Origin of the sequence: Paracoccus sp. (in: a-proteobacteria) (assembly GCF_046462195.1) — a bacterium.
In the GTDB taxonomy this organism is placed as follows: Bacteria; Pseudomonadota; Alphaproteobacteria; order Rhodobacterales; family Rhodobacteraceae; genus Paracoccus.
Genome location: NZ_JBKGUN010000027.1, coordinates 1 through 12,725, shown reverse-complemented (window position 1 = coordinate 12,725; position 12,725 = coordinate 1). Strand labels below are relative to the sequence as shown.

Here is a 12,725-nt window from a genome sequence, read left to right as displayed (position 1 = left end):
CAAGGCGGATGGGAATATGTCGTTCGGTCGTCATGCCTTCAGTCCCAGCATCCGCATGTTGGCCGCGTGGTCCGTGCCACCGGCGGCAAAATCGTCAAACGCGCGTTCGGTCACGCGGATGATATGGTCACGCACAAAGGCCGCCCCCTCTTTCGCGCCATCTTCGGGATGCTTCAGCGCGCATTCCCATTCGACCACGGCCCAGCCGTCGAATCCGGCTGCTGTCAGTTTGGAGAAGATGGCCTTGAAATCAACCTGTCCGTCACCCGGGCTGCGGAACCGTCCCGCCCGGTCGACCCATGACTGATAGCCGCCATAAACACCCTGCCGCCCTGTCGGGTTGAACTCGGCATCCTTGACGTGGAACATGCCGATGCGGTCCATGTAGATGTCAAGGTTTTCAAGGTAATCAAGCTGCTGCAGCAGGTAATGCGACGGGTCGTACAGCATCTTTGCCCGCGGATGCTGGTTCACGCGGTCCAGGAACATCTCGAAGCTGATGCCGTCATGCAGGTCTTCGCCGGGATGGATCTCGAAGCAGATGTCCACGCCCTTGCTGTCCGCGTGATCCAAGATCGGACGCCAGCGGGCCGCCAACTCATCGAATGCCGTCTCGATCAGTCCGGCCGGGCGTTGCGGCCATGGGTAGAGATAGGGCCACGCCAGCGCGCCTGAAAATGCCGCCATCCGGTCCAGCCCAAGGTTGGCGGACGCGTCGATGGTCTTTCTGACCTGCTCGACGGCCCATTCCTGCCGCGCCTTGGGGTTGCCACGCACCGCCTGCGGCGCAAAACCGTCAAACGCCTCGTCATAGGCCGGATGAACCGCGACCAGCTGGCCCTGCAGATGGGCCGACAGTTCGGTGATCTGGATCCCGTTCGCCTGCGCCCCGCCCGACAGATCATCGCAATAGGCGCGCGACACCGATGCCTGCTCCAGATCGATCAGATGCTCCGCACCGGACGGAACCTGCACGCCAAGATAACCGCAATCGGCGGCCCAGGCCGTGATGGAATCAAAAGTGTCGAAAGGCGGTGTCGTGCCAACGAACTGCGCCAGAAACAGGCCGGGGCCTTTCATCGTCTTCATGCATCCTCCCAACCGATCGCCTCCATGTAATCGGTTTCAAGGGAAGATGTCACAGGATGAAAAGGTTTACAACAGGATTTTTTTCCATAAACGCTTGAACGGTCCCAAACCCGAGATTGTTGTGCCAGATCAAACGCGCCCGCCCCGCATCTACGATGTCGCCAAGCTGGCCGGCGTTTCCGTGGCCACCGTCAGCCGCACCCTTTCCAACCCCACGATCGTGTCCGAAGCGACCCGAAAGGCCGTCGAAGATGCAATCGCCGAAACCGGCTATACCCTGAACTTCACGGCCCGTAATCTGCGCCAGCAGCAGGTGGGCGGCGTGCTGGCGCTGGTGCCGAAGCTGGCCAACCCGTTCTTTTCCGAAATCCTGTCGGGCATTTCGGATGTGCTGCGCAAGAACGGGCTGAGCCTTCTGGTGCTGGATACAACTGCGGTGCCCGATCAGCCCGCCCTGAAGGTGCTGGGCCCTCATCTGAACCGGTCGCGGTCGGATGGCGTCATCGTTCTGGACGGCAACCTGGACCCGCAGCTGTTCGCCCAGCCGGGATGCCCGCCGCTGGTACAGGCTTGCGAATGGATCGTAGGCCTGGAGGCGCCGCGTGTTCTGGCGGACAACGAGGAAGGCGGACGTCTTTCGGCGCAGCACCTGACCGGATTGGGACATCGTGACATCCTGCACATGACGGGGCCGGCCGGCAATTCGCTGACCGTCTCGCGTCGGCGGGGCTTTCTGGCTGGCCTTGCGGCCGCGGGCCTTCCGGCGCCCGGACCGGATGCCAGCATCGAAGGTGATTTTACCGCCCGGTTCGGTGCGGATGCCGCGGCCCGGATCCTGACCCTGCCCCGCCGCCCGACAGCCGTGTTCTGCGACAACGACGAAATGGCGATCGGACTGATCAACGGCCTGATCGGGGCGGGATTGCGTGTTCCGGACGACATATCGGTCATGGGCTTCGACAATATCGAGATGTCGGCCTTCTGCCTGCCGCCGCTGACCACGATCCGCCAGTATCGGGCCCGCCTGGGACGCAAGGCCGCCGAACTGTTGCTGTCCCGGATGAGGGGCGAGGAGATCACCGACAGCACGACTCTGAGCGTGGATCTGCTGGTCCGGAGCAGTACCGGCCCGGTTCCTGCCGTTTGACAACGCATCTTATGATGCTGAACTCAACTTTTAAAATCCGCGCGGGCCGGCACCATGCCAGCCAATTCTAGGTCTCTATGGCGGACACCCCCTTACCAGAAGCGCTGCATGCGCAGATCACCCGATCGCATTGCCTTGTCGCTGGCCAGCAGCGCGGGTGACATGCCCTTGCAGGTCGAAAAAGACCCCTTCTGCCGCCTGACGGGCTATGCTGCCCGCGACGTGCAGCGGCTGAACTGCCATTTTCTTCAGGGGGCCGACACGCCCCCGAGCAGGTGCAGGCCATGTCATCCTTTTTCATGGGCAACGCACGCGACGACGGGCGCTTTCCAGTGGTCAACCATGCTACCGACAGGCGACGGTTGATGAACCTGGTTTCAGGTCCAAGCCATGCGGCAGCAATGGCAAGGCCCGCTTTGTTCTGGCGTCGCAGTTCGACGGCAGCGCCGCGGAAAGGGTCAGCGTTCGGTCTCCGCATGACCGTGAGCTGAGCCGGAACGTCGCCGACCTGCGGCAGGCCGCGGGACAGCTCGGCCTGATCATGACGGACTCGAGGGGCCTGATTGCACGCTCGATCGGCACGCTGGCGAGGATCACGGTTCGCGATGAATGAAGCCGCGCCCTCGCACGCGCAGCAGCGCCATGATTTCGTGGTCATGGCGATTGGCGCATCCGCAGGCGGGCTGAAGGCCTTAGACGAGTTGCTGCGCGACACCCAGCGCGACGACCGGGCAGCTTATATCGTCATCCAGCATCGCACCAAGTTGAGCGTCCAGCAGGCTGTCGATGACACGCCGCTGCAACCCGGTCAAGTTTACACCATCCCACCCGGCGCGCGGATGCTGATCTGGAACGGCCGGCTGAAGCTGACCGAATTCGACCAGCCGCGCGGCTTGCGCCGCCCTATCAATGATTTCTTTCAAAGCTTGGCTCATGACTGCGGCCCTACCGCAGCCTGCGTCATCCTGTCAGGCAGGGGCTCGGACGGCATTCTTGGCCGGCGTGCCATCAAGGAGCATGGCGGGCTGTGCGTCGTGCAGGAACCCGGGACCGCCCGTCACGACGGCATGCCCTTGTCCGCCGAGGCCACCGGCCTGATCGATTACATTCTGCCACCTTATCGCATCCTGTCCGCCATTCTGTAGTTCCTTGAAGCCAACGATGTGGATCTGGCCGAGGAAACGACGATGGCCAATGCACGCCGCATCTGTCGGCACCTGCTGGAAATATGCGGACATGATCTCCCGGGCTACAAGATGTCCAGGCTGGTGCGGCGCATCCGCCGCAGAATGCAGGTGCTGAACCTGTCCAGTACCAAAGATTACCTTCGCCACCTCCAGCGGCATTCGGGTGAATGCGATGCGCTGTTGAACGAGTTCCTGATCAACGTGACCCGCTTCTTCTGCGATCCTGACTTGTTCGAAGTCCTTCACGACAAGGCGATTCGACCCATGATGCAAGGCGCCGAGGGCAAGGGACTGCGGGTCTGGGTTCCCGGCCACTCCAGCGGTGCAGAAGCCTACAGCGTCGCGATGCTGATCGAGGTGGCGCGCGCTGGCACATATCCGATCAGCGCGCTGGCGGACATCCCGGAGCCGCTGCGCGGCGCATCCACAACCCATCGGGACGCAATGATGCAAATCACCCCGCATCTGAGCGACCGTGTCCGTTGTTCCCTGCACAGGGTTCTGCGCGATCCGCCCTTTGCGCGGGTGGACCTGTTTCGTGCTGCAACCTGCTGATCTATCTGAACGAGGAACTGCAGGCGCGCATCCTGCCCTTGTTCCATTATGCCCTGCGACCGGGGGGCTTCCTGTTCCTGAGCCTTTCCGAGGGCGTGCGGCGAGAGGCGATGCATTTGCCCAACTGGACCGGACCGCGCGCCTGTACCAGTGCGATGAAACGGCGGCACGGCTGCTGCTGGCCCCTGCCTTCCCCTCGCCCCCGATCGCGGCAACGAGAACGGCCCGGACCCGCAGACGCGCGGCACTGTGTCGGCCAACCCGAAGGTGCTGGCGGCACAGCAGCGCGTGCTGGATCGCTTTGCGCCGGCGCCGCTGCAGGTGTCGCGGGCAGGCGAGGTTCAGTGGTCCGCCGGAAGGTTGGGACGTTTTCCTGCGGTTGATCCGATGGCGCGCAAGCCTTGCCGTTGTTCCTCCCGGCCTGAGGGAGGCGTCAACTTCACGCTGGATCAGGTCAACACCACCGGCCGCGATCGTGTGCGACCTTCTGGCGGGTTCGGACGTGGGCGTGCAGCCCGTCACCCTGTTTGCCGCGCCCTTGCCCGACCGGACAATCCTGCTGGTGTTCCAGGAAGCAGGTAATTTGGCTCAGCCCGAATTGGACCAGGATTCGGACGAACTGCGGATGCATGAATGTCGCGCGAACCTGCTGGAGGAACAGCTGCGGCTGACCCAGACCGGGTTGCACAGTGCGGTGCAGGAAATGAAACGGCGAATGAGGAGCTGAAAATCTCGAACAAAGAGATGATGTCGATGAAAAAGGAGCTTCAGTCCACGAACGAGGAACTGAGCACTGTCAACAATCAGGTGAAGTCCAAGAATGACGACCTGACCGCCGCGAACAGCGATCTTCAGAATTTCTTTTCGGCCACCAAGATCCCGCTGCTGGTGGTGGAGCGCGAGATCCGGGTCCGCAACTTTACCGCTGCCGCCTTGCAGCTATTCTGCTTGCGCCGGTCGGCCCACGGGCGCCCCCTTGCGGATGTTTCGAACGTCTTCGGCATTGGCGTCCTGCAACGGAGGGCCGCCGAAGTCATGTGACAGGGCGAGGCGCAGGGAACGGAACTGCACGACGAGGACCGCACGCGCGCGTTTGGCGCATCGATGTCAGACCCTCTCGCGGGCCCGAAGGACATCTGGACGGCGCCCTGCTGGTCTTCGAGGACGTGACGGCCTGCACGACCTGCAGGTCGAGGTCGAGCGCCAGGACGAACGGCTCAAGACGGTCACTGACCCAGATTGCGGTCTGGCAGTTCGACCCGTGCAGCCGGACGCTGCCTCTCGATGACAGTTCCAACCTGCTGGGCATCGGTCAGACCGCAGGCCTGCCGCTGCCGGCCCTTGCGACCCTGATCGCCCCGTCAGATCGCGACAATCTGATCGAGGACCTAGCGGCCTGCGCCGAAGGAAAATCCTTCAGCCGCATCGTTTCCCTGTCAGCAGACGCGCTGTCTTCCGTCGGGCTGGAGGCTGCGGGTCAGCACTCTGGAGGCAACCGCCCCGATGCGCGCGTGCTGGGTGTCCTGTTGGATGTCACAAGCGCAATCGGCCGCCAAGCTGCGCGAAGCGCGCGATTTCCGAGATGGATCACCGGGTCAAGAACCTCTTCACGCAGATCTCGGCGATGCTGCGGATGGCGGCAGGCGAAACGGATGATGCGCAGCAGGTGGTCGAGGAAGTGGGCAGCAGGGTCAACGCCTTGGCCGGTTCAGACAGCCTGACCACCGAACGGGACAACCGTGACGCGGCAGAGTTGCACCGTCTGATCGAGACCAGCCCGGCCCCCCATGCCGGCACCGATATCCATGTCGAAGGCGACGGGGCGGTGGTGCTGGCGGCTCGGGTCGTCCCGCTGTCGCTGATCCGGCATGAACTGGCGACAAACGCGTCCAAATATAGCGTTCTGGGGCCGACCCCGGGACAGCTGACCGTTGCATGGCGGGTCGAGGATGGCGACATCGTGCTGGATGGGATCGAAACCTGTGCCACGGAACGGCCGGAAAGCGGGCCCGGCGGCGGCTTCGGGTCAATTTTGCTGGAAGGCGCCGAAGCGCAGATCGGCACCCGATCGAGGTTACGCAGGACAAGGTCAGCCGGCAGACCCGTCTGCGTTTCTGACGCATTTGCACATCAGCTGGCCGACATTCTCAAGCTGATCCCTCGTCTGTTCGATGATGCGCGAGTCGGGCATGTCCGGGTCAAGCCCCCAAGCCCGAACGGCGTTGGACAGGGCATGGGTGGCAAGTGCCGCCAGAAGCTGGGCTTCGGAAAGCCGCGTTTCCCCAAGACGTTGCTGCAGCAGGCCCGCCAAGGTCAGCGTGATCCGGTCCAGCGACAGGCTGAACAACGGCCGCAATTCGGGCGTCCTGTCGATCAGCTGGCCGATCATGCACAGGATGCGCCGGTCGGGCGCGTCCTCCATCAGCATCTCGTTCAGCAGGCGCAGGATGTCGTTCAGGATCGGGCGGTTCGATGTCACGATCCAGGCCCCTGCCTCGGCGTCCAGCACCGGAGGCACTCCCAGAATCGCCGCCTGCTTGTTGGGATAATAATTGAAGAAGGTGCGCGTGCTGATCCCCGCCTCGGCCGCGATCGCATCGGTCGTGGCCGTGCAGTATCCGTCGCGCAGCGACAGGCCCAGCGCTGCCACCTGAATGTCACGGGCCGTTTCGCGGCGGCGGCGGTCACGAAGATTGGTCATTGTTCAGGCAAATCCATTTTGCATTGCAAGCAAATATTGCACAGTCCGCATTTTCATGCAATGAGCACCTTCAAATGGCGCCTGCGCGGCGCAGATGATCAGGATCCACATGATGCGCAAGTTCAGCTTTTCCAGCGGTGCGGCTCTGGCTGCGGCGATGCTCGTGGCCGTTCCGGCCCAAGCTCAGGCCCCCGGCGGCATGCCGCCCAAGCAGGTGGGCGTGATGCAGGCCGAGCGGCAGGACGTTCCGCGCGTGGTCACCCTGCCCGGCCGTGCCGTCGCGGCTTCGGCCACCGGCATCCGCCCGCGCGTCGGCGGCATCGTGACGGAGATCCTTTATCAGCCCGGCAAGCAGATCGAGGCCGGCGCACCCATGTTTCGGATCGAGGACCGGACCTATCGCGCCAACCTTGCCAGTGCCGAGGCTCAGATCGCTTCGGCCGCCGCGCAGGTGACACAGGCCGAAGCCGCCTTCAACCGGACCGAACAACTGCTGGGTTCAGGCACGACGCAGGCCCAGGTCGAGACGGCCCGCGCAACGCTCGATCAGGCGCGGGCGGCCCAGCAATCGGCCGAGGCCGCGCTGACTCTGGCCGAGGCGGATCTGGAATGGACCACCGTGACCAGCCCCATTGCGGGCATTGCCAGCGTGGCGGAAATCTCGGTGGGCGATCTGGTGACGGCCGGTCAGGCCGCCCCCCTGGCCACCGTGACCCAGCTGGACCCGATCGAGGTGGACATGTACGAGCCATCCTCCCGCTTCCTCAACGTCCTCGACGACATCAATGACGGCAACCTCCGTTTGAACGAGGAACTGAGCGCCAGCCTGACACTGGAAAACGGCCGCACCTATCAGGCTGCCGGCGAACTGGTGGCGCCGGGTGTCACCGTCTCCACGACGACAGGCTCGATCGACACCCGCTTTCGCTTTGCCAACCCTGAGAACCTGATCCTGCCGGGCATGTTCCTGCGCGGTCAGGTCGAGCTTGGCGTGACGCCGGCCTTTCTGGTGTCGCAGTCTTCGGCCGTCCGCGACAAGATCGGCAACTTGACGGCCTGGGTGGTCGAGGATGGCAAGGCCAGCCAGCGCCAGCTGACCGAAGACGGCAGCTACCAGCAGCAATGGATCATCACCGACGGCCTGGAGGAAGGCGACCAGCTGATCGTGGACGGTCTGGCCGGGCTGGTTGAAGGTGCCGATGTCGTCCCCCTCCCCGTCACCTTTGACGAAAACGGCGTGGTTCGCGACACCGCGCCCGCTCCTGCCGAAGGCGCCGCACCAGCCCCTGCCGAGGCTCCGCCCGCTGATGCGGCCCCGGCGGAAGCGGCCCCTGCCGAAACATCAGACGAAGCGCCTGCCCAAGCGCCGGTCGCGGAGTAAACATCGATGGCCCGCTTTTTCATTCACCGCCCGGTCTTTGCCTGGGTTCTGGCCCTTGTCACGATGCTGGTCGGGGCGCTTGGCCTGAACACCCTGGCGATCGAGCAGTATCCGCAGATTTCCCCGACCACCGTCCGCGTCAGTGCCGCCTATAACGGTGCCTCGGCCGAAATCGTCGAATCCTCCGTCACCACGGTGATCGAGGATGCCATGACCGGCATCGACGGACTGATCTACATGACGTCGAACTCGACACCCGGCTCGGCCTCGGTGTCGCTGACCTTCGACGACTCGGTCGATGCCGACATTGCCCAAGTCCAGGTGCAGAACAAGCTGCAGCTGGTCACTTCCCAGTTGCCGGACGTGGTCCAGCAGCAGGGCGTTCAGGTGGCACGCTCGACCAGTTCGATCCTGCTGGTCGGCGCGCTGACCTCGCCTGACGGCCGCTTCTCGACGGTGGAACTGGGAGACCTGATCGCCCAGCTGATCGAGGACCCGGTCAAGCGCACGCCGGGCGTCGGCTCCATCAACACCTTCGGGTCGGGCTATGCCATGCGCATCTGGCTGGATCCGATGAAGATGGTCCAGTACCAGGTCACCCCCGCCGACGTGACGAATGCCGTCGCCCAGCAGAACACCAACGTCACGGTGGGCGACCTTGGCGCACAACCGGCGGCACAAGGGCAACGGCTGACGGTCTCGGTCTCCGCGCAGTCGCAGTTCTCGACCGTGGAAGAATTCGAGCGCATCCTGCTGCGTGTCGACCCCGACGGCTCCACCGTCTTCCTGGGCGATGTTTCGCGGATCGAGGTCGGGCAGGAAAGCTATGGCGGCGCGGCGCGTCACAATGGCAACCCGGCGGCAGGCTTTGCCGTCAACCTGGCCACGGGTGCGAACGCTGTCGATACCGCCGCAGCCGTCCGCGAAACGATCAACGGGCTGGCCGGTGCCCTGCCGGCGGGGGTCGAGATCGTCTATCCCTACGACACCTCTCCCTTTGTGGAGGAGTCGATCAACCAAGTCTATCACACCTTGGCCGAGGCCGTGGTGCTGGTCTTCCTGGTGATCCTGGTCTTTCTGCAAAGCTGGCGGGCAACGATCATTCCCGTCGTGGCGATCCCGGTCGTGCTGCTGGGCACCTTTGCGGTCCTGGCGGCGGCCGGCTTTTCCATCAACACGCTGACGATGTTCGCGATGGTGCTGGCCATCGGCCTGCTGGTCGATGACGCCATCGTCGTCGTGGAGAACGTCGAGCGGGTGATGGAGGAAGAAGGCCTCGGTCCTGTCGAGGCGACCGAGAAAAGCATGGACGAGATCACTTCGGCACTGGTCGGCATCGTGCTGGTCCTGTCGGCAGTCTTCCTGCCCATGGCCTTCATGACCGGCGCGACGGGCGTGATCTATCGCCAGTTCTCGATCACCATCATCACCGCGATGGTGCTGTCGCTCGGCGTTGCCGTCATCCTGACGCCGGCCATGTGCGCCAGCCTTCTGAAGCCGCGCAAGCATGGCGACGGAATTGCGCCCGCCCGCTGGTTCAACCGCAACATGGACCGCACGACGAACGGCTATGTCGGGGTCGTCACGCGGTTGGTCAAGCGCCCGCTGCGCATGCTGCTGGTGCTGGTGGCCATCGGCTTCGGGGTCTTTGCCCTGTTCGAGAGGCTGCCCGGTTCGTTTCTTCCCGACGAGGACCAGGGCGTGGCCCTTGTCATCATCCAGGGACCGGACGGCTCGACCACCCAGCAGACGCAGGCGCTGGTCGAAAAGGTCGAAAGCTATCTGCTGAACGAGGAAAGCGAGACGGTCGAGTCCGTCTTTGCAGCCTTGGGTTTCAGCTTTGGCGGAACCGGCCAGAACAACGCGATGGTCTTTGTCAAGCTGCGCGACTACGAGGAACGCGAAGGGCTGGACATCGCCTCGCTGGTCGGACGTGCCAACGGGCACTTCTTCATGACCAACCGGCAAGGTCAGATCTTTGTCCTGCAGCCCCCCGCCATCCAGGGCATGGGTACGTCGTCGGGCTTCAGCATGTATCTGGTGGACCAGTCCGGTCGGGGACAGGAGGCGCTGACGGCGGCCGCCGACCAGTTGGTCGCCAATGTGCAGACAGACGGTCGCGTGACCAACGTCCGCGGCAACGAGGCTGCGACCCAGACTGCCCTGCGGCTGGACATCGACCAGCAGAAGGCTGCGGCCTTTGGCCTGTCCATCCCCGAGGTGAACGCCATGCTGTCGGTCATCTTTGCCGGGCGCGACGTGAACGACTTTGCGCTTGGCAATGACCTGCGCCCGGTCATCGTCCAGGGCGAGGCCGAGACGCGGTCCCAACCCGAGGACATCAACCGCTGGTACGCGCGCAATGCGCAGGGCGAGATGGTGTCGTTCGGCGCCTTCTCGGACCAGCGCTGGGAGCAGGAGCCGCAGGCTCTGGCCCGCTTTGGCGGAACCCGCGCCCTGGAACTCAGCGGGGCTGCGGCGCAGGGCCTGTCCTCGGGTGCGGCGATGACCGTGATGGAGGAACTGGTGGCCGGCCTCGAGGGCGGCTATGGCACCGCGTGGACCGGCCTGTCCTATCAGGAACGGCTGTCGGGCAACCAGGCACCGCTGCTGTTCACGCTGTCCGCGCTGGTCGTGTTCCTGGCCTTGGCCGCGCTTTACGAAAGCTGGGCCGTGCCGCTGGCCGTCATGCTGACCGTGCCGGTGGGCATCCTGGGGGCGCTGCTCGCGGCACTCTATTTCGCGCAGTCGAACGACGTCTACTTCAAGGTGGGCTTGTTGACGACCATCGGCCTCGCGGCGCGGAACGCGATCCTGATCGTCGAATTCGCCCAGGCACAGGTCCATGAAGGCAAGACGGTGGTCGAGGCTGCGCTGATTGCCTCGCGCCAGCGCCTGCGCCCGATCCTGATGACAACCTTTGCCTTCATGCTGGGGGTGCTGCCGCTGGCCATCGCTTCGGGCGCGGGTGCGGGTGCGCAGAACTCGATCGGCATCGGCGTGCTGGGCGGCATGGCGTCGTCCGCCGTCATCGGGATCTTTCTGGTCCCTGTCTTCTACGTCGCCGTGCTGAAGGTGCGGCAGATGCTGTCCCGAAAGGAAAAGACCTCGTGACATTCCCCCGCTTTACAAGGGCGGCGCTGTCGCTGACGGCGTTGCTGACCATCACGGCCTGTGCAGCGGTGGGGCCTGATCCCGCCGCCCTGCCCGAAACCCGCGTGCAGGGCAGTTTCGCCGAAGGCGAGGCCGCGCCCGTGGGTCAGGTCGGCACCAACGCCTTCTGGTCGGGCTATCAGGACCGGACCCTGTCACGCCTGATTGCCGAAGGTCTGGGCACCAGCCTGGACATCATCACCGCCAACGAGCGCATCCGTGCGGCCGAGGCCGATCTGCGTGCCACGGCACCGCTGGCCGCCCAGATCAGCGGCGAGCCGGCCTCGGCCAGCCGTGTCCGGTCGGGTGGCGACAACCGGTCCACCGGCTATGCCAGCACCACCAATCTGTCGGCGGGATTTGTGCTCGATCTTTTTGGCGGTGCCCGGCGTGCACGCGAAGGTGCGGCCGCGGCCTATGCCTCTGCCGAGGCGCAGGCGCAGGTGACGCGGCTGGCCTGGCTGGCCGAGGTGATCGGCGCTTATTCCGATGCGCGCTTCTTCCAGCAGGCGCTGGCGCTGACCCGCGACACCATCGGGGCGCGCGAACGCACCCTGAATGTGTCCCGCGACATGCTGGCGCTGGGACTGGCGACCGACTACGACATCGCCCAAACCGAGGCGCTGTTGCAGACGGCCCGGGCCGATCTGCCGAACTACGAGGCGCAGTTCAATGCGCAGGTTTATCGCCTGTCCACGCTGTTGAACCAGCAGGCCAGTCCGCTGATGGGCCGGATGCAGGGCGGATCCGCCGCGTTGCGCATTCCGCCGGGGCCCGGCGCGGGCGTTCCTGCCGAACTGCTGCGCAACCGGCCCGACGTGCGTGCCGCGCAGTCCGACCTGTCGCAGGCCCTTGCCGCGGTGGGCGTCGCCACGGCCGACATGCTGCCTTCGCTGTCGCTGACGGGCACGATCAGCGACACGGGGGGTGCGAACAGTTGGGGCTTTGGCCCGCGCCTGTCGCTGCCCGTGGCGAACCAGGGGCTGCTGCAAGCCGCTCGCGCGCGCCGAATCTCGGAGGCGCGTCAGGCTGACCTGGCCTGGCGCAGCCAGGTTGCATCCGCTGTCGAGGATGTCCAGCGCAGCCAGTCGAACCTGCGCCGCTATCGTCAGCGGGTCGAAGCGCTGGATCAGGCCGCGACCTCGTACGACCGCGCCTTTGATCTGGCACGCACCAATTTCGAGGCAGGTGCGCTGGCACTGGTCGACCTTCTGGATGCCGACCGGCAACGGGCCACGGCGCGGCTGCAGGCGGCTTCGGCCCGCAACGATGCCGCCAAGGAGTGGGCGGCGCTGCAGATCGCGACAGGCGCCGGTGCGGCGGTGGCACAAATTGCTCAGTGAACGAAAGGCGGCAGGATCCTGCCGCCCTTTCCACCTGACCGGCATGCGAAAAACGCCCATGTTCATACGAACATCGGCGTTTTTTCGCATCAAGGGTAAGGATGGTGCGGTCGAGAAGACTCGAACTTCCACTCCGGTTAAGGAACAGCGACCTCAACGCTGCGCGTCT

At 64.5% G+C, this 12,725-nt stretch carries 10 protein-coding genes and 1 pseudogene; 9 read left to right on the top strand and 2 right to left on the bottom strand.

Going from position 1 to position 12,725, the window contains the following annotated elements:
• Nucleotides 1-30: 30 nt before the first annotated feature.
• The gene (locus ACLHHB_RS01730) at nucleotides 31-1,089 is read right to left on the bottom strand and encodes a sugar phosphate isomerase/epimerase family protein (protein ID WP_410216556.1); all 1,059 of its coding nucleotides are present in this window, start codon (nucleotides 1,087-1,089) and stop codon (nucleotides 31-33) included.
• A 121-nt stretch (nucleotides 1,090-1,210) separates the two neighbouring features.
• Between ACLHHB_RS01730 and ACLHHB_RS01725 the strand changes: the two genes are divergently transcribed.
• The 6 genes and pseudogenes from ACLHHB_RS01725 to ACLHHB_RS01700 all read left to right on the top strand — a co-directional run.
• Nucleotides 1,211-2,236, top strand: coding sequence for a LacI family DNA-binding transcriptional regulator (locus ACLHHB_RS01725; protein WP_410216555.1), 1,026 nt, complete (start codon nucleotides 1,211-1,213; stop codon nucleotides 2,234-2,236).
• Between the two features lie 605 nt (nucleotides 2,237-2,841).
• The gene (locus ACLHHB_RS01720) at nucleotides 2,842-3,381 is read left to right on the top strand and encodes a chemotaxis protein CheB (RefSeq protein WP_410216554.1); all 540 of its coding nucleotides are present in this window, start codon (nucleotides 2,842-2,844) and stop codon (nucleotides 3,379-3,381) included.
• Between the two features lie 42 nt (nucleotides 3,382-3,423).
• Nucleotides 3,424-3,978: a CheR family methyltransferase gene (locus ACLHHB_RS01715; RefSeq protein ID WP_410216553.1), complete on the top strand. Its 555-nt coding sequence runs from the start codon at nucleotides 3,424-3,426 to the stop codon at nucleotides 3,976-3,978.
• Nucleotides 3,979-4,453: 475 nt separating this feature from the next.
• Entirely contained in the window at nucleotides 4,454-4,705 is a 252-nt protein-coding gene (locus tag ACLHHB_RS01710; RefSeq protein WP_410216552.1) for a hypothetical protein, read from the top strand.
• A 26-nt stretch (nucleotides 4,706-4,731) separates the two neighbouring features.
• Nucleotides 4,732-5,019, top strand: a complete 288-nt coding sequence (locus tag ACLHHB_RS01705) for a PAS domain-containing protein (protein ID WP_410216551.1) — start codon at nucleotides 4,732-4,734, stop codon at nucleotides 5,017-5,019.
• A gap of 541 nt (nucleotides 5,020-5,560) precedes the next feature.
• Nucleotides 5,561-5,785 (top strand): annotated as a pseudogene (locus tag ACLHHB_RS01700) (HWE histidine kinase domain-containing protein); the annotation flags it as partial.
• A 282-nt stretch (nucleotides 5,786-6,067) separates the two neighbouring features.
• Here the strand turns inward: ACLHHB_RS01700 and ACLHHB_RS01695 are convergent.
• Complete coding sequence (locus ACLHHB_RS01695) at nucleotides 6,068-6,679, bottom strand: TetR/AcrR family transcriptional regulator (RefSeq protein WP_410216550.1); 612 nt, start codon at nucleotides 6,677-6,679, stop codon at nucleotides 6,068-6,070.
• A gap of 109 nt (nucleotides 6,680-6,788) precedes the next feature.
• Here ACLHHB_RS01695 and ACLHHB_RS01690 point away from each other — a divergent pair, with 109 nt between their 5' ends.
• From ACLHHB_RS01690 to ACLHHB_RS01680, 3 genes are read left to right on the top strand one after another with little or no spacing between them, the layout of a single operon-like run.
• Entirely contained in the window at nucleotides 6,789-8,060 is a 1,272-nt protein-coding gene (locus tag ACLHHB_RS01690) for an efflux RND transporter periplasmic adaptor subunit (protein ID WP_410216549.1), read from the top strand.
• Nucleotides 8,061-8,066: 6 nt separating this feature from the next.
• Nucleotides 8,067-11,174, top strand: a complete 3,108-nt coding sequence (locus ACLHHB_RS01685; RefSeq protein ID WP_410216548.1) for an efflux RND transporter permease subunit — start codon at nucleotides 8,067-8,069, stop codon at nucleotides 11,172-11,174.
• Nucleotides 11,171-12,556: an efflux transporter outer membrane subunit gene (locus tag ACLHHB_RS01680; RefSeq protein WP_410216547.1), complete on the top strand. Its 1,386-nt coding sequence runs from the start codon at nucleotides 11,171-11,173 to the stop codon at nucleotides 12,554-12,556. The genes ACLHHB_RS01685 and ACLHHB_RS01680 overlap by 4 nt, the downstream gene beginning before the upstream one ends.
• The last annotated feature ends 169 nt before the right edge of the window (nucleotides 12,557-12,725 follow it).

Excerpts from the sequence above, each read along its gene's own strand:
- ACLHHB_RS01685 (WP_410216548.1), top strand. The coding sequence starts at position 8,067 with ATGGCCCGCTTTTTCATTCACCGCCCGGTCTTTGCCTGGGTTCTGGCC.
- ACLHHB_RS01715 (WP_410216553.1), top strand. The coding sequence starts at position 3,424 with ATGGCCAATGCACGCCGCATCTGTCGGCACCTGCTGGAAATATGCGGA.
- ACLHHB_RS01705 (WP_410216551.1), top strand. The coding sequence starts at position 4,732 with ATGAAAAAGGAGCTTCAGTCCACGAACGAGGAACTGAGCACTGTCAAC.
- ACLHHB_RS01720 (WP_410216554.1), top strand. The coding sequence starts at position 2,842 with ATGAATGAAGCCGCGCCCTCGCACGCGCAGCAGCGCCATGATTTCGTG.
- ACLHHB_RS01730 (WP_410216556.1), bottom strand. The coding sequence starts at position 1,089 with ATGAAGACGATGAAAGGCCCCGGCCTGTTTCTGGCGCAGTTCGTTGGC.
- ACLHHB_RS01690 (WP_410216549.1), top strand. The coding sequence starts at position 6,789 with ATGATGCGCAAGTTCAGCTTTTCCAGCGGTGCGGCTCTGGCTGCGGCG.
- ACLHHB_RS01695 (WP_410216550.1), bottom strand. The coding sequence starts at position 6,679 with ATGACCAATCTTCGTGACCGCCGCCGCCGCGAAACGGCCCGTGACATT.